Below are 23,601 nucleotides of genomic sequence, written 5' to 3'. Positions count from 1 at the left end.
ATTTTCTTCAGTGAATTTTTTTTTACTGTCTAGGAAATATAACTTTTTCTTGCCAAAACTGTAATTTGACGGTCTTGAAGCAGTAAAAAAAGAAAAAGCATAACTTAAATTATAAATATAATAATATTAAATTACTGTTGATTGAAAAATACATATTTGGTAAAATTATGTTAAAACGTTTAAGTAGGTGGTGCTATGGCAAGTATTAAAGAAATTGCGAAACAAAGTGGAGTCTCTATAGCTACTGTATCCAATGTAATCAATGATAAGCCAGGAGTTGGTGAGGATACAAAAAAAAGAGTGCTAGAAACTATAAAATTACTGGATTACACACCAAATGTAATTGCAAAGAACTTAAAACAAAAGAATAGTAAAACCATTGGGATAATAACAGAAGATTTAACAGTATTTAATACGGCAGAAATTGTTGATGGAATAAATGAATACTGTGAGGAGCATGATTATCAATTTGTTCTAGGCAACTTAAGATTATATAGAAAATATGATAAAACGTTTTATACAGAAAATAAATATTACGATAATGTAATAGAAGAATTTAAAATGATGAGATCTAAAAGAGTTGAAGGTATAATCTATATAGGTTGTCATTGTAGAGAAATAATGTGTATACCTAATGATTTTAAATTGCCCATAGTAACAGCGTATTCATATACCTCCAATGAAGAAATTCCCTCTGTTATTTTCGATGATGAACAAGGAGCTTATGAAATAACCTGCAAATTGATTAACTCTGGTCACAGAAATATAGGACTTATCTGCGGATTAGGTAAGAGTATGCACACTAACCAAAGACTTATAGGATATCAGAGGGCACTATTTGATAATAAGATTTTATACAATCCCAAGCTTGTATATTCAGGAGATTGGGAGCGAAGGTCTGGGTATGAGGGAAGTAAAACTCTTTTAGGCTTAGGAGTTACCGCTATTTTTGCCATGAATGATGTAATGGCCGGAGGAGTATATGATTATATTAATGAACTAAATCTAAAAGTAGGAAAAGATGTCTCTTTGGTGGGCTTTGATAATCAACAAATAAGTGAAGCTTATACTCCAGCATTAACTACAGTTGCTCTGCCTTTGTCTAAAATAGGCAAAAAGTCTGCTGAAATACTGATAGATATGATTCAAAATCCTCAAATTAAATTAACTGATAAAACGTATAAGATTTATTGTGATTTAAAAGAAAGATATTCTGTAAATAAAATAGAAGAATAGAAGATCTAATGAAGAATTCAAACATAGTTAAAAGGTTACTGCAATTTTATCTAATGAATATAAAGGCTATAACATAAGGTGTGAAGTTATGTTATAGCCTTTATATTTGCTAATACGGAGTATAAATTGTCTAATTACTACTTTAATCCTCAATATATTTAGAAAAATCCTCTGATTTTTGGAGGAAAGTTTGAAGATATAAAGTATCCAGCTAATGATACTAAATCAGCATAGTATTATATAAAATCTTTTATTAAGTATATGAAATAATTTAAAAGATTATAAATAAAAAAGAAAATTAATTATTTTATATAAAACGTTTAATAAATTTTAAATATGAGCACGGAAAAGATAATAAAAGAAATAATGAAGTATGAGAAAATATTTTCCTAAAACAGGTAAATTTGAACGTTCGCTTTATCTGGAAAATATTGTATAAATAATATGTAAGGTGTTTAAAGGTTTTCAAAACAAACAAATACGCAGCTTGAAATTTAGATATTATGATTTTCATAGTACTTTTACTAGTTTTTACTGAAACGTTTTACTACTTTTATTTATAGTTAGGAGGAACCATAATGAAGAAGGCAAAATATAAGAAGTTACAATCAGTACCTCTTCAGAATATAAATATTAACGATACATTTTGGAATAAGTATACGAGACTTGTTAAAGAAGTAATAATTCCATATCAGTGGGAAATCCTTAATGACAAGGTTGAAGGTGCTGCACCTAGCCATTGTTTAAGTAATTTTAAGATTGCAGCAGGTGAAAAGACAGCTGAGTTTGGCGGTGCGGTATTTCAAGATACTGATGTGGCAAAGTGGCTGGAAGCAGTGGCCTATGCCTTATGTGAGGATAGAGATGAATACTTAGAGGATTTAGCTGATTATGCTATTGATCTTATAGCGAAAGCTCAATGTGAGGATGGATATATAAATACTTACTTTACCATTAAGGAACCAGATCTAAGATGGACTAACTTAACAGAAGGACATGAACTTTATACTGCAGGACATTTAATAGAGGCTGCAGTGGCCTACTATAACGCTACTGGTAAAAGAAAATTCTTAGATGTAATGATAAAATTTGCAGATCTTATTTGTGAAACCTTTGGTGAAGGGCAGGATAAAAGGCACGGATATCCTGGGCATCAAGAAATTGAATTAGCCTTGGTTAAACTATATGAGGTAACTAAAGAAAGAAAATATATAGATACAGCAAAATATTTCTTAGATGAAAGAGGAAAAGCTCCAAATTATTTTTTAGAAGAAAGAAAGTCAGATAAGTATAAACTTATCTTTCAGGAGTTTTCAAAGTATGAGCCTATATATTCTCAATCACATAAACCCATTAGACAACAGTTAACTGCTGAAGGACATGCTGTTAGAGCAACGTATATGTACTGTGCCATGGCTGATATAGCCTATGAGTATGATGATTTAGAATTGCTAAAGGTATGTGAAAGCTTATGGAACAATATAGTAGATAAAAGGATGTATATAACAGGTAGTATTGGTTCTTCTGGATATCTAGAGCGTTTTACAACAGATTATGATTTGCCTAATGACAGTAATTATTCCGAAACCTGTGCAACTATTGGATTAGCCTTATTTGGCTTAAGGATGGCAAAAATTACAAGGCAATCAAAATATATCGATATAGTTGAAAGGGCATTATATAATACACTGCTTTCTGGTATAGGACTAAACGGAAAAGAATTCTTTTACGTAAATCCATTAGAAGTTTGGCCTGACAGCTGTATACCTAATACTTCAAAAGCTCACGTTAAACCAGTAAGACAAAAGTGGTTTGGAGTTGCTTGCTGCCCACCTAATATAGCAAGGACCTTAGCATCTTTAGGCCAGTATATATATATGGTAGATAAAGAAATTATTTATGTTAATCTTTTCATTTCAAATGATACAACCTTTGAACTAGAAGACAAATCTATAAACTTATCCTTTAAGACAAATTTCCCAAATTCAAATGATTATAAGCTAAAGATAAAGTCAAGCAAAGATAAAAAAATAACTTTGGCACTTCGTATCCCTGATTACGCTGAAAACTATAGAGTTTCAATAAATGGAAAGCCTCATACTTTAGAAATAGAAAAAGGCTATGCAATGATTAATGGAGCCTTCCTGGATGATACTATTGAAGTTAGCTTTGAAGCTTCTGCAAAATTCATCTATGCAAATCCGAAGGTAAGAGCGGATTCTGGCAAAGTGGCTATTAAAAAAGGACCTTTAGTATATTGTTTAGAGGAAGTAGATAATGGATCAAATTTATCAAATGTTTTAGTAGATACTTCAGTAAGTCCTAAGGAGCAATTTGAAGAAAAATTATTTGGTGGAGTAACTACAGTTATAGCAAAAGGAAAGCGTATATCAGATGAAAACTGGGATGGTGATAAGCTATATTGTGATAGAAAACCTAAGTTACAAGAGGTCACTATAAAGGCAATTCCATACTGTTACTGGTGTAATCGTAAACAAGGAGAAATGCTTGTATGGATTAAGGAATTGTTAAAGGATTAGGCTTTGTTAAAAAATATTTTTAAACAGAGCCAAAGTGAGAAAATATGTGCTTTGCTGGAGCTTTCCAGCACACATTTTAATATTAAGCTATACAAAAATGAGGGGGAATAATCAATGAAATTCTTAAAACTATTTGTAAAGTTAGCTTTAACTACCACTATTGCAGGAACCATGCTTGTAGGTTGTGGAGGAAGTTCTCAAAAGACTAAAACTGCGTCAACTGGAGTAGACGCTTCAGGTACTACCCATATGGAGATGTGGACCTTCGTAGACTTGCATGCTCAGTTTTATAAAGAAATGGAGGATTTATGGAATAAAGAGAATCCAACTAAAAAGTTAGACATAAAGTTTACAGTGCTTCCTTATGATGATATGCATAACAAGCTTCAAACTGCACTGCTTTCTGGAAAAGGCGCTCCAGACATGTGTGATGTAGAACTAGGTAAGTTTGCTAACTTCCTAAAGGGAGAGCCTCAGTTAGTACCGCTTAATGATGCTATAGAGCCTTATAAGAGCAAGTTAGTTCAAGCAAGATTAGATATCTATACAAAGGACGGAAAGATTTATGGAGTACCAACTCACGTTGGAGCAACAGTGGCATTTTACAATAAAGCGCTTCTTGAAAAAGCAGGTATTGATTACACCAAAATAATTACTTGGGACGACTTTAAGGCAGCTGGAGAAAAATACTACAAGGCTACTGGAAAATATCTTGGAACTGCAGATACTGCTGATCTTTGGCAGGTAAATGCTTTGCTAGCACAACAAGGAAGCGATCTTACTGATGCTAGCGGTAAGCCAAAGGTTAACACTCCAGAGATGGTAAAAGCTCTAACCATGCTAAAGGAGCTTCAAAAAAGTAAAGCTATAGCTACTGTTCCTGGTGGAAACCCAGACTCAGAACAAGCTTATGGAGCCTTTAATAAAGGAGATTATGCTTGCGCAATAATGCCAATGTGGCAGATGTCTAGATACACTAACTACATGAAGGATCAATCAGGTAAGATTGCTATTGCTCCAGTTCCTGTTTTCGAAAAAGGTGAGCCACGTTCTGTTGGTGGTGGTGGAACTGGTACAGTTGTGACAAAGACTGCTAAGAATACAGATTTAGCTAAAGCTTTTTTAACTTACGCTAAACTTTCTGATGAAGGTGCAACTAAAATATGGCAGAAGCTAGGTTTTGACCCTGTAAACACTGATATATGGTCTAAAAATGAAATCACCCATGACCCTAACAACACCTATGTTAAGTACTTTGTAAATAATCCTTTTGATGTACTAAATGAGATAAAAAATGAAGTTAAGGTTATAAAGGTTAACGCAGCTTATCCTACTATAAATAATACTTTTACCACCGTTACTTTAAACAATATATTCGAAAGCAATAAAGATATAAAGCAAGAACTGGACGACGCACAGAAGCAAATAGAAAATGAATTAAAATAAGAAAGCCCTCTTGAGCTGCAAAAGTTGTATTAGGCCATAGCTTTTGCAGTATATATAGATAAACTACTTCATATTTGAATATATCTCATTAAAGATTATTAGAAGCACGGAAGTCTTTATTTGGAGGTAAAGATTGAAGTGGTTTATCTTTACTAACCTTTTAAAGATAAGGAGTGAGTTAAAACATGGTAAAGAAGTTCTTGTTCAATCAGAAGATTGCACCGTATATATTTGTACTACCTTTTGTATTAGTATTTGTAGTATTTTTCATTTCTCCTATATTTAACACTGTAATAATGAGTTTTGAATCCATACTACCGGGACAAAGTAAATTTATAGGATTTGATAATTATAAAAGGTTAATTGGAGATGAGATATTTACAAAAGCTGTATTAAACAGTGTAAAGTACACAATTGCAACTTTATTACTGCTTATACCTATACCCATGGTGCTTGCATGTATCATAAACAGCAGAATCATGGTTGGTAGGGAGATTTTTAAATCAGTATTCTTTTTACCTGCACTTACTTCTGTAGTAGTAGCTGGTACTATTTTTAGATTGGCATTTGGTGAACAAGCTAGCTCACTTATGAACTCCTTTATAGGGTTCTTTGGTTTTGAGCCTATAAAATGGCTTAAGTCACAAACCTTTGGATTCGTTACTCTTCTTATACTTGCTTGCTGGAGATGGATGGGTGTCAATATACTTTACTTTTTAGCTGGACTAAAAAGCATCCCTGAGGAATTGTATGAATCTGCAGAAATTGATGGAGCAAACGCTTGGCAAAGGTTTAAATCTATAACTATTCCTCAATTAAAGCCAACTACAGTATATGTTTTAACAATATCCATATATGGTGGACTTGCAATGTTTACTGAAAGCTATATGTTGTGGGCAGGTAATAACTCTCCTCAAAACATAGGACTTACAATCATCGGATACTTATATAGACAAGGCATAGAAAAGAATGACATGGGGTATGCCTCTTCAGTTGGAATATTGTTAGTAACTATAGCAATGGTTATCAACTTAATTCAGTTAAAAATAAATGGAACATTTGCTATGGAGGATTCACATGAGTAATAATACGAAAAAGTTATCTCTAAAAGCTATTACTTTAATATTCTTTACTATAGTAGGACTAATAATATTAATACCGTTTTATGTGATATTTATATCTTCCTTTAAAGACGGAGGAGATTTAGTTAGATACGGAGTTAACTTAGCAATTGATTTTAGTAAGATGTCTCTTAAAAATTTCATTTACCTATTCACTGGAGATCACGCATATTTTACTTGGTTTTTTAACAGTATGTTACTTACAATAGTTCAGGTAATTTGTACTTTGTTTGTAAGTGCCTTTTGTGCCTACGGCTTTGCAGCCTATGATTTTAAAGGTAAAAATATCTTATTTATATGTGTATTACTTGTTATGATGGTTCCTTTTGAAATATTAATGCTACCTCTATATAACCAAATCAACAACATGAACCTTACTGATTCATATATAGCCATAATCTTTCCAACAGTAGCCCATGCCTCTACAATATTTTTCTTTAGGCAGTATATCTCAGGAATTCCTAAAGCGATCATAAACGCTGGAAGAATAGATGGTGCTTCTGAATATGGTATATTTTTTAAGCTTATACTTCCTATTATGAAACCAGCCTTTGCAGCAATGGCTATACTCAATACCATGAATAGCTGGAACAACTTCCTATGGCCTTTATTGGTACTGAGAAGTGATACTAAATTCACACTGCCTATGGGCTTAAACACGTTACTGACTCCATATGGCAATAATTATGATTTACTTATAGTTGGTTCCTTCTTCTCTATATTACCTATATTTATATTGTTCATGAGCTGCCAGAAATTCTTTATTGAAGGAATGACAGCTGGAGCAGTTAAGGGATAAGAAATGCTGAAGGACACTTATACCTGTTGTAAAAGTACGGTTTATGGTGAAGTTTTGGAAGGTATAAACTAAGACTTAAAATTTAAGTTTTTTGAAGAAAGGAAATTAGAAAATATGAGTAAAAATGCAAAGATGGTTATAGACAAGGATTACAAAATTTCTAGAATAGATAAGAGAATCTATGGCTCTTTCATAGAGCATTTAGGAAGAGCAGTTTATGGGGGGATTTATGATCCAAGCCATAAAACTGCTGATGATCTTGGATTTAGAAAAGATGTATTAGAGCTTGTGAAAGAACTAGAGGTACCTATAATAAAATACCCTGGAGGTAACTTTGTCTCAAACTTCTTTTGGGAAGACAGCGTAGGGCCTCTTTCAGAAAGACCAAACAGATTAGAATTAGCCTGGAGAAGTATTGAAACTAATGAAATTGGATTAAATGAATTTGCAAATTGGTCTAAAAAAGTTAATTCTGACATTATGATGATTATAAACCTAGGTACTAGAGGAACTAACGCCGCTTGCAATCTTCTTGAATATTGCAATCATGAAGGCGGTTCAAAATATAGCGATTTAAGGATACAACATGGAGTTAAGGTTCCTCATAAGATAAAGACTTGGGGACTTGGCAATGAAATGGATGGTCCATGGCAGATAGGACATAAAACCCCAGAGGAGTATGGAAGGTTAGCTGCTGAAACTGCAAGAGCTATGAGACAGATAGATCCTGATATAGAACTTGTGTCCTGTGGAAGCTCCTTTGCAGCTATGCCAACCTTTCCACAGTGGGAAGCCTTAACCTTAGACCACACCTATGATTTAGTGGATTTTGTTTCTTTACATCAGTATTACGGCAATAGAAATAATGACACTGAGAACTTTTTAGCTATGACAGAGGAAATGGAGCATTTTATAAATACCGTTACCTCAACCTGTGACTATATAAAGGCAAAGAAACGCAGTAAAAAGACCATGAATTTAAGCTTTGATGAATGGAATGTTTGGTTTCATTCAAATCAGGATAGCGATGACACCATGAAAAACCGACCATGGCAAAAAGCTCCAGCCTTGCTTGAGGATATATATGACTTTGAGGATGCACTTATGGTAGGTTTGATGCTTATAACCTTGCTTAAGCACTGTGATAGGGTTAAGATAGCTTGCCTAGCACAACTAGTAAATGTTATTGCGCCGATTATGACAGAAACAGGAGGCAAGGCTTGGAAGCAGACTATTTACTATCCATATCTTCATGCCTCTAAATACGGAAGAGGAATAGCTCTTCAGCCAATAATATCTTCTCCAAAACATGATACTGCTGACTTTACAGATGTAAAGGATATTGAAGCCATAGCAGTTTATGATGATGAAAAGGATATACTTACTATTTTTGCAGTAAATCGTAATCTAAAGGAAAACATTAATTTGAACTGTGACATAAGGAGTTTTGAGGGATATGAACTTCTTGAACACATAGTTCTAGAAGGTGAGGATCTTAAGCAAGCAAACACTGCTAGGAAGGAGATGGTCTCTCCTAAGAAGGTTCAAAGAACCGTTGTAGAAGAGATGGAGGTGAGAGCAGTATTAGCTAAAGCTTCCTGGAACGTAATAAGACTTATAAAATTGTCTTAAACACTTAACATTAATTAATAAGGAGAGAATTATGAGAAAAGCCATAAGGATTAAAAAAAATAGAAACTCCAATCTATTGCATAGATTCTTTGCTGTGTTTATGTCCCTAATCTTTATTATAGGTGTCTTTCCTATACAAGCTATCAAAGTATTGGCAGTTACAATAGATAAGGAAGGTGCCTCTGAAACTAAGGCAGTGCAAAGTGGTGATACCATAAATCTAAAGAATAATTACTTCGATGTACAGGTAGGAAAGTATGGTCAGATAAAATCCTTAAAGATAGTAGGTGATAAATTCCCTACAAATTACGTAATGAATGAAGAAAACAGCCCAGAGCAAGCAACCTCAGGCCATGAATGGATGGGAGAGCTGATGTTTCAGACTAAGTTTGGAGATGGTGCTTCCTGGGTAGCAGCTAAGACCAATTCCTCCGACTCCGCTAGAAAGGTTACCTTAGATGGAAATAAGGTAGTGGTAACCTATGAAAATTCTAAAGAAGCAAACGGTATTAAGAACTTTAAGCTTGTTGAAACCTATTCTTTAGTTAATGATAAGCTACATTGGGAGATTAAACTAGTAAACACCAATGATAAAAAGCTTACCATAGGTGACTTAGGTGTACCTTTAGCTTTTAATGAAAAATGGCCAGGAGGAGAAGAAATCTATGAGACTCGAACTGTATATCATAGTTTTGTAGGTAAAGATTCATCTTATGTATATGCTACAAGGCCTAGTGGCATAGGTCAGTTTCTCTTATTGACCCCAGATACCTCCACCGGTGCTGGCTTTGAATATCAGGATCACTGGAGGACCGATGAACGAAGTAAAGACGAAGCAGCTTGGTGTCAAGACCAAGCAGGCTGGGCCAATGGGCTTAATGTATTCTATATCCACTCAGCTGTTATAAAAGCAACTAACAGAGGATATTTGGACAATACCTCCTTGGTTTTAGCTCCAGGTGAAGAAAAGACCTATGCTTTTAACTTTTCAGCACCACAAAATGAAGATAATATGAAAAAAATCCTTTATGATGAGGGGCTTATAGACGCAGTGGCAGTGCCAGGCATGACTTTTTCAGTAAATATGCCAGGAAAGCTTTATCTTCATACAAAGGTTCCAAAGGAAAATATAAGCTTTGACATAAAAGGACCTAATGAATTAAATCTTTTCAAAGACAAACCTAAGACAATATCTAACAATCTACCAAGTAAAAAAACTTCTGACAATACCTATGTGAAATACAATAGTACAAAGGTTATAAATGGGGAAACCTATCTGATTTATGATATTGCCTTTGCAGACCTTGGGCAAAATAATGTAACCATAAAATACTATGATAAAGCTGATACCAACAAGGAGAAGCCAAAACAAACTGTATTGCAGTTTTATATGATGGACTCTGTTACGGAGGCTTTAGGGCTGCATTCAAACTTTATGGTGGATAAGACTCAATATAATGCCCCTGGCCAGGTCTATGATAAGGTTTTTGATGATTGGATGATGGATACAAAGTCAAAGAGAAACAAATTCGACGGTTATTGGGGCTGGGGAGATGATTGGGGACTTACACATGGAGAGTTTCTTGCAGAGAAAAATGTGTACCAGCCAGTGGTTAAAGAAATAAAAGCTTTAGATGAATATTTAAATACAGCTATTTGGAATGGACTTATGAGAGAGCATCATGAGGACTACAAAGTTCATGATTTTCTAATGGCAGAGCCAAATACTACACCAACCTATAGAGGCTATGCTTATCCGCATATCTATAACACCTACTTTTCAATGTACAAAATAGCAGATAAATATCCTGAACTTATGTCATATAAAGAGAAAGCTTCAACTTATCTTTTAAGAGCTTACAATATCATAAAGGCGCTTTATGGCGACGGGGTTTCTTACAACTGGGAGACAGGACTTATGGGAGAGCTTACAACTCCAGCTATTATTGAGGCTTTAGAAAAAGAAGGATATTATAATGAAGCAAAAAATCTCAAAGATATTATGGCAAAGAAATATACTAACTTCAAAAATACTAAATATCCATACGGCTCAGAATATTCTTACGACAATACAGGTGAAGAAGCAGTTTACACCCTTGCAAAATTAAATAATGACATTGATACTGCTAATTCAAACTCTATAATGGAGAAGATAGACGAAAAGACAAGAGCTTGTCGTGGACTTCAGCCTGTTTGGTATCACTATGCTAATCCAACTACAATATGTGGAGAAAACTGGTGGAACTTTCAGTATTCAGCTTCCTTAGCAGGTTATACTATGGACGATTGGTTAAGACTTCAAAACAATGGAAAAAGCAGTGAGGAAAGTGCTGCAGCAGAAAGAGTAAATTACGCTGCGAAGCTTGCAAATCTTACTGCTATCAATTCAGGACAGATTGATGCTGACCCACAAAATATAGGTACAGTGGCATGGACATATCAATCAGAAAAGGGTAATTTAGGTGGACAAGGAGTAGGAGATGGCAATCTTCATAATGGCTGGAGACAGATGTCAGGAGAGGCTGATCTAGGTCTGTTTGGAGCACTACAAATTCTTTCCTCAGATGTAGCTGTAGACCCTGTTTTTGGACTTTTTGGCTATGGTTGTAATGTAAAAGATAATGGCTCAGCTTATGAAGTAACACCTTTAGATGGACTGTATACAAAGTTAAACTTTATAAACCAGAAGTTATATATAGAGCTTGATAGAGATCAGTACACAAAGGCTGTAGTAAATAAAGATAGTTCAAACATTATCTTAAATATGAAGAATCTTACTAAAACCTCTCATCAATCAGAATTAGAACTTACAGGCCTAAAAAAAGGTTCTTATGAGGTAGTAGTGGATGGAAAGGCACAAGGAAGTTTTCAGGTACTTGATAGCAAAAAGATCACTATACCTGTGCAACTAGCAGCTACCGACAGCTCAATAGTTACTATAAAGACAGGCTCAGCTTTAAAAAATACAGCACCTACAGTAGAGGCAGGAAAGGATTTACAAACTTATATTTCTGATAACTTTAGATTAGAAGCAATTGCAGTTGATGATGGCTATCCTTCAATGAACCTGACTTATAAATGGTCAGTAGTAAGTAAACCTGAAGGCTCAAAGGTTACTATAGCTAATGACGACAAGCTAATTACAGAGGTTAAGGCAGATAAAACTGGAGATTATAAGTTTAAATTAAACGTAAGTGACGGAGCTTTAGAAAGCAGTGATACTGTAGCTGTTAGGGTTTTAGAAGATCCTGCAGTACCAAAGAATTTAGCTCATTACAGCTTTGACAATATTGATAGCGCCAATAAGCTCATACTAGATGATACTACAGCTAAAAATAATGCTGATATAGTAGGAAATGCTACCTTTGCAGCTGGAAAGACTGGTAATGGATTAGTGATGAATGGTAAAAACACTGGTTATGTAAAGCTTACTAATAGTATTACTAAGAGAGTAAAGGACTTCACCATTGATCTAGATATAAAACTAAATGATATACAAGCTAAAAACTCTAGGATATTGGAATTTGGAGATATGAACAACAAGTATTTTTATCTATCTGTAATAAACGGAAAAGAGCTTTCTTTTACTGTCACTGATATGAATACAGGTAAGAACAATACGATTAATACCGGTGTTGTTATAGAAAAAGGGTATTGGAAGAATGTAACCTTTACTTTATCAAACAATACGGTAACATTTTATGTAGATGGTATAAAGAAGGCAGAACTAAATAACTGTAACTTCTCCTTGAGTTCTCTTGGAGAGGTTCAGAGAAATTACCTAGGAAGGTCTTATGATGATAATATACCTTTCTTTGATGGGGTAATAGATAATTTTGATATGAAGTCCTTTGCTATGAGTCAAGATGATATAAAAACTGCCTATGGCAATAGTGGAGCTTTAAAGATCCTATCAGCTACAGTAGGCAATTTTATTACTGAAGTAGGAAAGCCAGTGGAACTTCCAAAGACCATAAAAGCCTTATATTCAGACGGAGTTTACTATGACGTACCTGTAAAATGGGATGCTGTAGTAAGTGACTCATACGCTAAGGCAGGGAACTTTAAGGTTTCTGGAAAAGTTGACGGACTTCAAGATCCTGTGAATGCAACAATTATTGTGGTAAGTGGAAAAGTATCCAATCTAGCTTTAGCAGCTACCCCTTCAGCTATCATAAATACACCAGAGGATTTAGGCGGTGTTGCGGCACTTAATGACAATTACGATCCGACAAGCTCTAAAGATACCAGCCATGGAGTATGGCATAATTGGCATGGAGATCAGACAGCTAAGGCTTGGGTTCAGTATAATTGGGATAGTCAAATTATCCTTACAAGTATGGATGCTTATTATTATACCGATGGAAACTTTGCGCCTGCTTCCGTTGAAGTTCAGTACCTAGACCAAAATAATGCCTGGCTACCAGTAACCAATGCAAAAGGTCTAGGGGTAGATATGAATAAATACAACAAAACCACCTTTGACCCAATAATGACTAAAGGAATCCGTATGATTATGACACCTAAAACCCTAGGCTGTGGTGTTATAGAATGGAAGGTTTATGGATATTCTGATAAGGTTATAGTAGATAAGCAAGCTTTAAAAGCTTCCGTTTCACAAGCAAATTCTTTAAAAGCAGAATTGTTTTCAAAAGATAGTTGGACACAACTGCAAACAGTATTAAAAGAAGCTTCCACTGTGCTTAATGATGCAAATGCTACTCAAGAGGCTGTAGATACCATAGCTTCTAAATTGAATAATTGCATAGATTCTTTATTACCTCTAGATAATAATATAGCTTTTAACGCCTCAGCTTCTACTAGCTACTGTTCTTCTTGGGAAACTATAACTGCTGTAAATGACAATATAGTTTCTGCTAACTCAAAAGGAGATGGAGTAAAGCATTATGGTACCTGGGGAAATTCTTCTATAGAAGAATCTGTAACCTACAGCTGGACTGCTCCAATGGATATAACTAGTACCCAATTGTATCTATTCAATGATGGTGGAGGAATACTTTCTCCTAAGTCCTATAAATACGAATATCTAACTGGAGACGGAAAGTGGATTCCAGTTAACAATGCTAAAGGCTATGGACTAGAGCTAGATAAATATAATGAAACAACCTTTGACAAGCTAACCACAACTTCCTTTAGAATAACTATGGTTAAAAGCGGAGAGGGAGTAGGAATAATCGAGTGGAAGGTAATAGGTGAGAAAAACAAAATTATTGTAGACAAAACTGCTTTACAAAATGTTGTAAATACAGCTTTAACTAAGACAAAAGCAGATTACACTGAAGCTAGCTGGAATATCTTTGCTACAGCTTTAGAGTCAGCACAAAAGGTTTTAAAAGATAATAATGCAACTAATGAAGCTGTAAATCAAGCTAAGACTACCTTAGAAAATGCAATAAAGTCTTTAGTTTCAGCACCTATAATTCCTAAGGTTGATAAATCAAAGCTTCAAGCCTTAATAAATAAAGTAGCACAAAACCAAAGCACAGACTACACAAAAGAAAGCTGGAACTCTCTACAAGCAGAGCTAGCTAAAGCTAATAATATACTTTCAGATCAAAATGCCCAGCAGCAAGCTGTAGACAACGAGACTTTAACTTTACAAAAAGCTATGGACGGTTTGGTTAAGAATAGCAGCTCTAATGGCTCAAATAACAATAATGGTGGTAATTCTAATAATAATGGCAGTAATAATAGCAATAATAATAACGGCGTCACAACTGGTAATACCGGAAATAATGGTGCCAATGGTGGCAACAGTTCCAACGGGAATGGCAATTCTAGTAATAATACTGGCAGTGGTAGCAACACTAACAACAATAATAGTTCTAGCGGTACTACAGCAAATAATGCTTCATCAAATAATAGTAATACAAATATACAGACTTCAAATACTGCAAATAGTACTAGTAACTCATCTAATATGCCTAAAACTGGTTCTCCTATAGGAACTACAATTCTAATTGTAGTAGGAGTAGCTATGTTTTTAGCTGGAGCAGGGTTATTGAGATTTAAAAGTAAAAGAAAAAAGTTAGAAGAATAAGCACAGATTTATGAATTGAAGTTAAGTAAAAACGCTGAAGGTGGCTTCGGCGTTTTTTTATTTGTGTTACGTTAAATAAGAATATTATAAAGACATAAGAATAATTCTTTAATAGAGATCTACCACTTCTTTTAATATTTGTATGTTTCTATCCATATCTCCCCATACCTCTAATCTATGTCCAGCTCCATCAATTTGCTTCAAATAAATGTTTTCTTTTAAACAATGACCTTTAAGAATATATATACTTAAGTGTTTATCTTTTGTACCTGCAACAACAGTTATAATATTTTTTTCCTGTCTAATATAAGGTAAGGTTTCTTTTACCGGTGTTAGATATATATGTCTCACTTTAATACATAATTTTTCTTCAATCCACCCAGCAACTACTGTTCCTAAACTTTTAGAAACAAACACAATGTCATCGTAATTGGATAAATCAAGTTGTTGTAGTTGTGTCAACGAAAAATTCTTTATATCTTCTACACATTCTTCAAATGAATTATCTTGCTTAAGTAAATATTCATAACTAATGGCTATTTTTTTATATCCTCGGACTTCAAATTTAAAACCTGCATAATATAATAATGGGCAATCTGTGCTATATTTAGTTCCTGGAAATAGCACAACAATTTTATTTTTCTCCATTCTATCTCCCCTTAAAATTATTTTACTATTATATATAATATTATTATAATGTATTAATCCTTGTATAGTTAACCATATCTTGTCATCCTAACTTAGTTACTTAAAATCATATAATGAAAAACTAATTATTAGTATATATGCAAGATTAGGTGAGATCAATTTATATATAGAAAAATTAAAGATACATTAATTGAAGCAGAAATATTAAGTTATACTGATATAATAGTAGATAAGAATAAGTTCTATAGTTTTTTTTGAGAAGATTTATTTTTAATAATGTGGTGTTTTAAATAAATATTCGGTTTTTATTAATATAATTTTAATTAGAAAGGTTTTGATTTAAACCTTTATCACAATTTTTAGTTCTACAATTATAATCTCCATGAATGGAGAATTGCTCCATTTCTTTTAAGGACACTATATCTTAAAATATCATTTTTTCTTAATTGTTAAAATAAAATATAATAACTACTTTCTAGATCTTCCCACTTATCATAAGTTCGATTATGAGAGGATTGCTTTTCTGCAGATATATAGCCACTTGCGTCCATCCATTCAGGCTTATTATCAATCCACTCAGCAAATAGGCTTCCTTTTCATTTATCGCCTTCTACTGACCTTAGTATATTTTTGTTTTTATATATTGAGTCATTCTTGAATGTATTGAAGGTATTATTTTCATCAGCAATGAAGATACTTCCACAGCTTGTACACTGATAGATAGTTTTTGAGTAATAATGGGAAAGATTTCGGAGTTCTATGATAGCAGTTTCTTTATCTTTAAGATCAGCACCTAACCTATCAATTGTCATTTCAATTCTCTCAAGATAGTCAAACCAATCTTGGTCAGATATAAGATGTGCCTTATATGATAAGTAGTCTGTATTATCATAAATTGTGTGCCCACAATCACATTTGAATTTCATGATTTATCACCTACCTTAACTTTTAATAGAAATTAAAATAATTTACTATTACTACTTAATTACCAATAATTATACCATTTACAACTGAGTTATTTTATGTATTAGATAGTTGCTTGTAGGTTGTGATAGTATTGTATAAACTGTATTAATAGATTATCAAAGGACATTATTTATATATTTTATTTTTAAGTTATTTAGAATTATTTCATTGTACGATTTAAATTTTAGATAATATATTTTTAATAAAGATTATTCTAAAAAAACACTTCTAATTATGTGAAATTATATATATCTTATCCGAACAAAGGCTCTTTATTAAACTAGGAACTTATATATGAATGGCAAAAACTCATAAAATTATCAATAAACTCTTTGTCAGAGCTAGGTAGATAGACAAAGTTAAATTCCCTAAGAATCTTCACGTTTTTTATAGGAAGGATTTTGATACTCCCTAAGGCCAACTGCGCTTTTATGGTTTCCTTTGAAATTATGGTGTAGCCCATATCAAGCTCCACTAAAGAAATAATAGCTTGTATACTACCAAGTTCCATGTATGGATTAAAGTCATTTAAGTTGTAGCCAAGTTCAATAAGTTTTTGTTCAAAGACAGCTCTAGTACCAGAGCCTTTTTCTCTCATTATTAGATTACCACAGAGTACATCCTCTAAATCCACTTCCTTTTCATAAGATAACCTGCTTTTAGATGCTACTGCTAGCACCAGTTCATCTTCCTTAAAGAACTCGTATGCAAATTTCTCTTTATCAAAAAGCCCCTCAACCAAGGCTAAATCTATCTTTCTATCCAAGAGATTATTTAAGATTTCTTCAGTATTATGTACCTGCAATTTTATATCTATATTATTATAGGTTTGTTTATGATTAGACAATATTACAGGTAGTATATAGCCGCCTATGGTTAAAGAAGCACCAATGTTATAGATCTTAGCATTTTCTGCTTTGATTTTAAGTTCTTTTTCCATATTATCATACAAATTATTTATTTCCTTACCGTAGCTAAGCATCAGCTTACCTTCATCAGTGAGTTCTATAAAACGTCCTTTCTTTTCTATAAGCTTTACGTTATAGTAATCCTCTAAAAACTTTATATGCTGGGACACCGCCGGCTGGGTTAGGTTTAAAAGCTCACCAGCTCTTGTAAAATTCTTAGTTTTTGCCAAAGCCAAAAAGGACATAATTCTTATATCTAGCATCTATTTAATCTCCTTAAAGTGAAGTGATTTTGTTATTTGGGTTGGTTACTACATATATTTAAATTTGTGTATAACAACTTCAACTATTAATTTATACATGCTCTATAATCACCAGAAGATTGTATTATTGAGCATATAAAAATTAAGTATACAAAGGTTTCTCTATATATAAGTTTGCGTAATTTACTTAATTAGATGAGTATAATTTTCTTGCTTAAAAACATCTATGAATAAAACTTATTTGTACTTAACAGTACTTATAAATCCATGTTCTCAAGTTTTCCTCTAAAAATCAAAAGGAGTTTTGTAAATACAAATAGGATTCTAGTACCCCTTATACATTATATTATAAAATAAAAATACTTCTTATAACAAAACATTATACTACTATAAGTACTTATTATTGGCATTTTAGTCAAGCATAGCTTAATATAAAGGAGCGATATTAATATTGACTAAACTTTGGAGATGATAGCTTTGAAGACTTTAAAAAACTATTTACCAGGTATTATAGCCTGCTTTATTTTAGCATTGATAGCAAATATATTGGGCAATAAGTTCCCTATAATAGGTGGCGCTGTATTTGGAATAGTGATTGGAACTCTAATAAATAATTTTTCAAATAAACCAAAATTTTTAGTAAAAGGAATAACCTTTACCTCTAAAAAGGTACTTCAATGGGCAATTATTGTGTTAGGAGCTGGCTTAAACCTAAAACAGGTATGGAATACAGGCGTAAGTTCTTTTTCTGTAATGATTTTTACACTAGCAGCAGCTTTCTTATCAGCCTATGGCTTTGGAAAATTGATGAAGATAGACTATAAGCTTAAAACCTTGATTGGAGTAGGTACAGCTATCTGCGGAGGATCTGCCATAGCTGCAATTTCTCCTATAATAGAAGCAGAGGAAACAGAAATAGCTTATTCTATTTCTACCATCTTCTTATTTAATATTCTAGCAGTGATAATATTTCCGCTAATTGGACACCTAATTGGTTTTTCAGATAAGGCTTTTGGTCTTTGGGCTGGTACGGCAATTAATGATACTTCTTCAGTGGTAGCAGCAGGCTATAGCTTTAGTAATGTAGCAGGAGTATATGCAACCATAGTAAAACTCACAAGGACCACAATGATCATTCCTATTTCCCTAATCTTTGCTTTAATAACTGCAAGACAAAAAAGAGTGAAAAGCAATGATAGCAATGTGAGTTATAGTCTTAAAAAGATCTTTCCTTGGTTCATATTAGGCTTTTTAGCTACATCACTGATTAATACCACAGGTATACTCAGTACCAGCATTGTATCTAACATAAATACCTTAGGAAAATTCATGATAGTAATGGCTTTATCTGCTATTGGGCTAAATGCTGATTTTAGAAAGATGAGAAAGACTGGTATAAAACCTATTTTCTTAGGATTAATAGTTTGGATTACTGTTGCAGTAGTTAGCATAGTTGTTCAAAGGGTTACAGGGCAGTTTTAATTAAATAGATCGCAAGAATGCTTAAAAAGTAGTTAGACCTGCTATATGTTTATAAGAAATATAAAACAGCTAAAATAAAACAACAGGAGAATACTTGTTTTATTTTAGCTGTTTAATTTTGAGAACACCTATAACAATATTTTCTATTCCACATAAAAGTGTGGATGTACTATTTAATAATAAAATTTATATTTTCAAAAGCTTTTATCAGAAAGAAGAGAAGCTTTAAAAATAGGGTAGAATTGTTTTATCTATGTGGGAAAGGTTACCTAGGTGCTTAATTATTAATATTGGAAATGATTTTTATAAATAACTCCAACATGTCTAGTTAGCAGAAGTTTTTAATGAGACTTAAATTTTTCAACGTTTTTATGGATTTGATGTAAAAAAATAGTCTTATATTGGTATATGGGAATTAATGCATATAATTCAGTTTTGTGGTATCATAATACTTGGAGTGTATATATATCATTATGACAAAAATAAGTTGTTAATTATACGAAGTTATTAAAAATGATAGCTATCTAATATAATTTAATTTATAGATATTTAGTGTTAGTTCATTAAAGGAGTTTTCTATGTTGAACAAGTTAAAATCTAATTATAGTGAAGTTATTTTTATATTAGTTTTCTTAGTTCTGTACGCTATATCATTCACGATACCAGCAGACGTAAGGCCAAGTAGCTTAGATATTGTAGGAATATTATACAGACTTTTAAATACGATATTGCCTATAGTATTCATATTGATATTTTTTCCAACAGATACTAGGCATTATTCTGATTATAAAGATAGAAATAAGCTTATACTTTTTTTCATAAACATACCATTGCTATTCCTTATTATGATGCAAATAATAATTCAAGTTAATAGCAATTTTACACGTATATCAGTTATCCTAGCATCGTTACTTGCGATTATCATTTATTTAAGTAAATATAACAAGAGAAGAGTACCACTCACATGTAGACTTAAAGGAGTAATATTTATTATTATCACATTTCTATTATATAAGCTACCATTGGTATTGCTTTATCATACAATCTTTACCAATCATTATACTTCCATAGAATTTGTAATAGCAATTTTAAGCACACTTATATTTACAGCATTAACAGAAGAAGTGATTTTTAGAGATTTTTTGCTCTTTGGTCTTATATCTCGTGGTATATCCCCTAAGTCAGCCAATATGATACAAGCTATAATATTCGGTCTCATACATATAGCTGTAAATAGGCAAGCTCGTCTCAAAATTTACTCTGGTTCAAATTTATTGATTTGTTCTATACTTACATGTTCTTTTCAAGTCTTAATTGGATATTTATTTGGAAAGATTGTGATTAAATCTAAATCAATTGGATGTTCTGTTATATTGCATACGCTTATAGATTTTATCAATTAAAGAGATTTTTAAAGAAAGACTGGTTTTTAGCTGATTATCCTGAAGAGCTTCAGGCAGAATATAGTTTTTGACTGCCAATTAGGCAAGATATCCTCGGAGATTATAAGGAGATGTAAATATAATGTATGAGAGAATGTTTGACAAGAAGACCGAACCATTATTTGATGAAATGATTTTTTATTGCGGTGATGCTGGAAAACTGTGGCTTGAGCTGGATGGATATCTAAAAGATAAACTTAAAATAAAAGACCAGATTCGTTTTCCTTATGGTAATAAATATGGATGGAGCGTGAAGTATAGCTTAAAAAGCAAGCATATCTGTGATGTCTTCGCCGAAAACGGTGCTTTTATGGTATTGATTCGAATTTCCAATGATGCAATTAATTCAATTTACAACGGGCTGAGTGACTATGCCAAAGCTGTGTGGAATAATAAATACCCCTGTGGAAGCGGAGGATGGCTCAATTACCGTGTTACAGGCAAAGAACAATTACAGGATTTAATGAAGATAATAGAAATAAAAGCAATCAAGCCCAGCAAATGAACCATTTAAGAAGTTATGTTTTTATAAATATAACTTCTTTTAAATTTAAGTTTTTAACAAGATAGGAATATAACAATATAAGAATTTATAGGAAAAATGCGGGCTTAGAGCTAGTTATGAAATTATAGAAAGAGAAATGAACTTAACGATAACTTCAATACAAATATTTACAAACATGATATATTAAAAAGTAATTAAGGCTCTACAGCAACTTTTGTGAATATTGTTTGAAGTAATTTTTCTCCCTACGAGAATAGGTTGGATTTTTACTATAAAAGTCAGGAAACCTTTGAACAACACCTGAACGCTTGTTAGGGGGGGGCCAGGTGATTTAATTTTGGATGGATTTTTCTTGTACTGTTTTAATTTCTTATGGTTAATGCGGTCTAACGCTAAATCGGTGCCCCATAGCCTAGCTCGTGGAGAGTTTAATATTGTATATATGATACATTCAAAGACTAGAAGATGTATACTGAAAATTGAGCCTAATTTAGAAAGGATTTTTTTATGGATATTCTAAAAATAGCTTTTAATACATTTCCTGAATTGGAAACTGAGCGTTTCATACTAAGGGAAGTAAAAGAACAAGATTACACTGAAATTTATGATATCTATTGTGATGAAGAGGCTGTAAGGTATCAGCAAATAGAGCCTATGACAACTATGGAACAAGCACAAAAATCAGTAGTGCACTTCATAAGTTCATATGAAAATAAGAAGTTTATTCGGTGGTGCATTTCTGATAAAAATTATGATAAAGTAGTAGGCTTAATTACACTTCATGATTTTGACAATTGGAATTCAAAAGCTGAGATTGGATATATGCTTAATAAGAAATATTGGAGAAAAAATATTATGTATGAAGCTGGAGAAAAGGTTATCCAATATGCTTTTGAGGTAATAGGATTGCATAGAATAGAAGCTTTGATTCACCCAGAAAATATTGCATCAAATAGGCTAAGTATGAAGCTTGGATTTAAAGAAGAGGGTTTAAAAAAGAGTTCAGCTTATAATAGAAGAACAGGTGAATTTGAGGACAGGCTAATATATGGAATTATAAATTGTAAAGATATATAGGAAATATCTCTTTTATAATTCTTAGTTCTCATATTAAGAAAATTGAAAAAATAAAATAATAAAAATAAGCATATTGGAGATAACAACAAATAAATCTATAATACCATTATTAGTAATACAAATGAGAACTTAGAAATTGATATTAGGAGGGTTCCTATGTTTGAAGAATTAGGTGGATTATTTGGTTGGCTTCTTGTTATTGCTTTTGTAGGTACTATATTGAACTATTGTATCAAGTTTGTGAATAAACGTTTTAGTAAAAAGCTGTCTGGTTATCCCGTTGGGAAGAAGCTTATGAAAATACTGATGACTATTTTTATACGTAATCATAAATATTTTGGCTTTGCTACAGTTATCTTGTTGCTGGCACATTTCATCGCTCAGTTCGCTAAATTTGGAATAAATATTACTGGAGCTATCGCCGCTATTATGATGATTATACAGGTTTTACTTGGTGTTTATGCAAATATTAAGAAAAGGCCAAGAAAAGGCACATGGTTTATTGCACATCGAATCATTGCCGTTTTAATTATTATTGCAATAGCAATTCATTTAAGTATTCCTTATGCATTAAATATGACATCTAGAAATGGAAATGGCAATCAGTTATCAGATTCAGTTGATACTACGAAATTAAAAAGCTATACTTTAGACGAATTATCAAAATACAATGGAAAAAAGTGGCGTATAAAAAAGATTAATAATCATGAATATCAAATGTTACTAGAGCTTAGATATCTTTCATTTAAAACTTAGGAAAAAAATAGCAGTAGAGATGTTATACTGTCTATAGCATATAGTTTGTATTCATGATAAAGAATTAAGATAAATAAGTATCTCATAAGAGTAGAATAAATGCCATCTGACAAGTTATTTGGTAATAATATTTATGCTACAATTCTTATATAAATGATTGAGAGGAATTAATAATGAAAGATGGATATTATGAACAAGTGTGGGTAGAAATTAAGGATGCTTGGTGGCATGAACTTTATTATTTTCATATAGATATTTCATCAAATAAAATTGTCTTCAAATATTCTAATGAAATGGCAAAGAAAATAATTATGACAGATGATATTGTCAATTTACTTATGCCTTTTATTAGACATAGTTGTTTTGAAAAATATAGGGATAATAATATTATTAGCGAAAACATGTTGGTTTTAGATGCTTGGTATTGGCATTTAAAAGCTAAAAGTGGATGTAAAATACCACTTTTAAAACTTTCTAACGATCAGTTAGAAAGTTTAATGTGCCCAATTCCAGTGGAAATTGAAAACCTTCTTTCTGTAGTAAAAGAAATTTTTGATTCCAAAAGGAAGAAAAGGAAAAAATTAAAATAAGATGAGAGTAAATATGATAGAAATAGAGTTCAAAGACGTATGGCTTAAGTTGGCCTTTGGGATATAACTATAAATGGAATAAATTACGATAAAAAAGGATTAAATCAATTGGTGGATATGATAACCAAT

General features: G+C 32.4%; 16 protein-coding genes. 13 read left to right on the top strand and 3 right to left on the bottom strand.

Annotation, left to right across the window (positions count from 1 at the left end; all coding sequences use genetic code 11):
* Positions 1-195 precede the first annotated feature (195 nt).
* The 7 genes from GXK57_RS10145 to GXK57_RS10115 all read left to right on the top strand — a co-directional run bounded on the left by GXK57_RS10145 (position 196) and on the right by GXK57_RS10115 (position 14,835).
* Positions 196-1,236: a LacI family DNA-binding transcriptional regulator gene (locus tag GXK57_RS10145; protein WP_160675330.1), complete on the top strand. Its 1,041-nt coding sequence runs from the start codon at positions 196-198 to the stop codon at positions 1,234-1,236.
* Positions 1,237-1,814: 578 nt separating this feature from the next.
* Positions 1,815-3,776 carry a beta-L-arabinofuranosidase domain-containing protein gene (locus tag GXK57_RS10140; RefSeq protein ID WP_160675327.1) on the top strand — a complete coding sequence of 654 codons (1,962 nt, stop codon included), beginning with the start codon at positions 1,815-1,817 and terminating at the stop codon, positions 3,774-3,776.
* 114 nt (positions 3,777-3,890) lie between these two features.
* Entirely contained in the window at positions 3,891-5,222 is a 1,332-nt protein-coding gene (locus tag GXK57_RS10135) for an ABC transporter substrate-binding protein (RefSeq protein WP_160675324.1), read from the top strand.
* Between the two features lie 185 nt (positions 5,223-5,407).
* Positions 5,408-6,307, top strand: a complete 900-nt coding sequence (locus tag GXK57_RS10130) for a sugar ABC transporter permease (protein ID WP_160675321.1) — start codon at positions 5,408-5,410, stop codon at positions 6,305-6,307.
* Positions 6,300-7,142, top strand: a complete 843-nt coding sequence (locus GXK57_RS10125; RefSeq protein WP_160675318.1) for a carbohydrate ABC transporter permease — start codon at positions 6,300-6,302, stop codon at positions 7,140-7,142. Before GXK57_RS10130 ends, GXK57_RS10125 begins: the two co-directional genes overlap by 8 nt.
* Positions 7,143-7,256: 114 nt before the next feature.
* On the top strand, positions 7,257-8,774 hold the full coding sequence (locus GXK57_RS10120; protein ID WP_160675315.1) for an alpha-N-arabinofuranosidase: 1,518 nt from the start codon (positions 7,257-7,259) through the stop codon (positions 8,772-8,774).
* A gap of 31 nt (positions 8,775-8,805) precedes the next feature.
* Positions 8,806-14,835: a DUF5695 domain-containing protein gene (locus GXK57_RS10115; protein WP_160675312.1), complete on the top strand. Its 6,030-nt coding sequence runs from the start codon at positions 8,806-8,808 to the stop codon at positions 14,833-14,835.
* Between the two features lie 108 nt (positions 14,836-14,943).
* On the opposite strand, the gene GXK57_RS10110 is transcribed toward GXK57_RS10115, so the two are convergent.
* The 3 genes from GXK57_RS10110 to GXK57_RS10100 form a co-directional block, all read right to left on the bottom strand.
* Positions 14,944-15,483, bottom strand: coding sequence for a hypothetical protein (locus GXK57_RS10110; protein WP_160675309.1), 540 nt, complete (start codon positions 15,481-15,483; stop codon positions 14,944-14,946).
* 596 nt (positions 15,484-16,079) lie between these two features.
* Positions 16,080-16,409, bottom strand: a complete 330-nt coding sequence (locus tag GXK57_RS10105; protein ID WP_160675306.1) for a hypothetical protein — start codon at positions 16,407-16,409, stop codon at positions 16,080-16,082.
* Between the two features lie 320 nt (positions 16,410-16,729).
* A complete protein-coding gene (locus GXK57_RS10100; RefSeq protein ID WP_160675303.1) occupies positions 16,730-17,620 on the bottom strand; it encodes a LysR family transcriptional regulator in 891 nt (296 codons plus the stop codon).
* A gap of 477 nt (positions 17,621-18,097) precedes the next feature.
* On the opposite strand from GXK57_RS10100, the gene GXK57_RS10095 reads away from it, so the two are divergent.
* The 6 genes from GXK57_RS10095 to GXK57_RS10070 all read left to right on the top strand — a co-directional run bounded on the left by GXK57_RS10095 (position 18,098) and on the right by GXK57_RS10070 (position 23,472).
* Positions 18,098-19,102, top strand: coding sequence for a YeiH family protein (locus GXK57_RS10095; protein WP_160675300.1), 1,005 nt, complete (start codon positions 18,098-18,100; stop codon positions 19,100-19,102).
* Positions 19,103-19,680: 578 nt separating this feature from the next.
* Positions 19,681-20,505, top strand: coding sequence for a CPBP family intramembrane glutamic endopeptidase (locus GXK57_RS10090; RefSeq protein ID WP_160675297.1), 825 nt, complete (start codon positions 19,681-19,683; stop codon positions 20,503-20,505).
* A gap of 121 nt (positions 20,506-20,626) precedes the next feature.
* Positions 20,627-21,049: a DUF3788 domain-containing protein gene (locus GXK57_RS10085; protein WP_160675294.1), complete on the top strand. Its 423-nt coding sequence runs from the start codon at positions 20,627-20,629 to the stop codon at positions 21,047-21,049.
* 507 nt (positions 21,050-21,556) lie between these two features.
* Entirely contained in the window at positions 21,557-22,126 is a 570-nt protein-coding gene (locus tag GXK57_RS10080) for a GNAT family N-acetyltransferase (protein ID WP_160675291.1), read from the top strand.
* Between the two features lie 156 nt (positions 22,127-22,282).
* The gene (locus tag GXK57_RS10075; protein ID WP_160675288.1) at positions 22,283-22,882 is read left to right on the top strand and encodes a hypothetical protein; all 600 of its coding nucleotides are present in this window, start codon (positions 22,283-22,285) and stop codon (positions 22,880-22,882) included.
* Positions 22,883-23,055: 173 nt separating this feature from the next.
* On the top strand, positions 23,056-23,472 hold the full coding sequence (locus GXK57_RS10070) for a hypothetical protein (RefSeq protein WP_160675285.1): 417 nt from the start codon (positions 23,056-23,058) through the stop codon (positions 23,470-23,472).
* The last annotated feature ends 129 nt before the right edge of the window (positions 23,473-23,601 follow it).

The organism is Clostridium sp. C8-1-8, assembly GCF_009928445.1.
In the GTDB taxonomy this organism is placed as follows: Bacteria; Bacillota; Clostridia; order Clostridiales; family Clostridiaceae; genus Clostridium_AR.
Note: the sequence above shows the minus strand (reverse complement) of the source record. Positions and strands in the feature narration are given on the sequence as shown.

Excerpts from the sequence above, each read along its gene's own strand:
- GXK57_RS10070 (WP_160675285.1), top strand. The coding sequence starts at position 23,056 with ATGAAAGATGGATATTATGAACAAGTGTGGGTAGAAATTAAGGATGCT.
- GXK57_RS10125 (WP_160675318.1), top strand. The coding sequence starts at position 6,300 with ATGAGTAATAATACGAAAAAGTTATCTCTAAAAGCTATTACTTTAATA.
- GXK57_RS10115 (WP_160675312.1), top strand. The coding sequence starts at position 8,806 with ATGAGAAAAGCCATAAGGATTAAAAAAAATAGAAACTCCAATCTATTG.
- GXK57_RS10100 (WP_160675303.1), bottom strand. The coding sequence starts at position 17,620 with ATGCTAGATATAAGAATTATGTCCTTTTTGGCTTTGGCAAAAACTAAG.
- GXK57_RS10130 (WP_160675321.1), top strand. The coding sequence starts at position 5,408 with ATGGTAAAGAAGTTCTTGTTCAATCAGAAGATTGCACCGTATATATTT.
- GXK57_RS10120 (WP_160675315.1), top strand. The coding sequence starts at position 7,257 with ATGAGTAAAAATGCAAAGATGGTTATAGACAAGGATTACAAAATTTCT.
- GXK57_RS10105 (WP_160675306.1), bottom strand. The coding sequence starts at position 16,409 with ATGAAATTCAAATGTGATTGTGGGCACACAATTTATGATAATACAGAC.
- GXK57_RS10110 (WP_160675309.1), bottom strand. The coding sequence starts at position 15,483 with ATGGAGAAAAATAAAATTGTTGTGCTATTTCCAGGAACTAAATATAGC.
- GXK57_RS10140 (WP_160675327.1), top strand. The coding sequence starts at position 1,815 with ATGAAGAAGGCAAAATATAAGAAGTTACAATCAGTACCTCTTCAGAAT.
- GXK57_RS10075 (WP_160675288.1), top strand. The coding sequence starts at position 22,283 with ATGTTTGAAGAATTAGGTGGATTATTTGGTTGGCTTCTTGTTATTGCT.
- GXK57_RS10090 (WP_160675297.1), top strand. The coding sequence starts at position 19,681 with ATGTTGAACAAGTTAAAATCTAATTATAGTGAAGTTATTTTTATATTA.
- GXK57_RS10080 (WP_160675291.1), top strand. The coding sequence starts at position 21,557 with ATGGATATTCTAAAAATAGCTTTTAATACATTTCCTGAATTGGAAACT.
- GXK57_RS10145 (WP_160675330.1), top strand. The coding sequence starts at position 196 with ATGGCAAGTATTAAAGAAATTGCGAAACAAAGTGGAGTCTCTATAGCT.
- GXK57_RS10135 (WP_160675324.1), top strand. The coding sequence starts at position 3,891 with ATGAAATTCTTAAAACTATTTGTAAAGTTAGCTTTAACTACCACTATT.
- GXK57_RS10085 (WP_160675294.1), top strand. The coding sequence starts at position 20,627 with ATGTATGAGAGAATGTTTGACAAGAAGACCGAACCATTATTTGATGAA.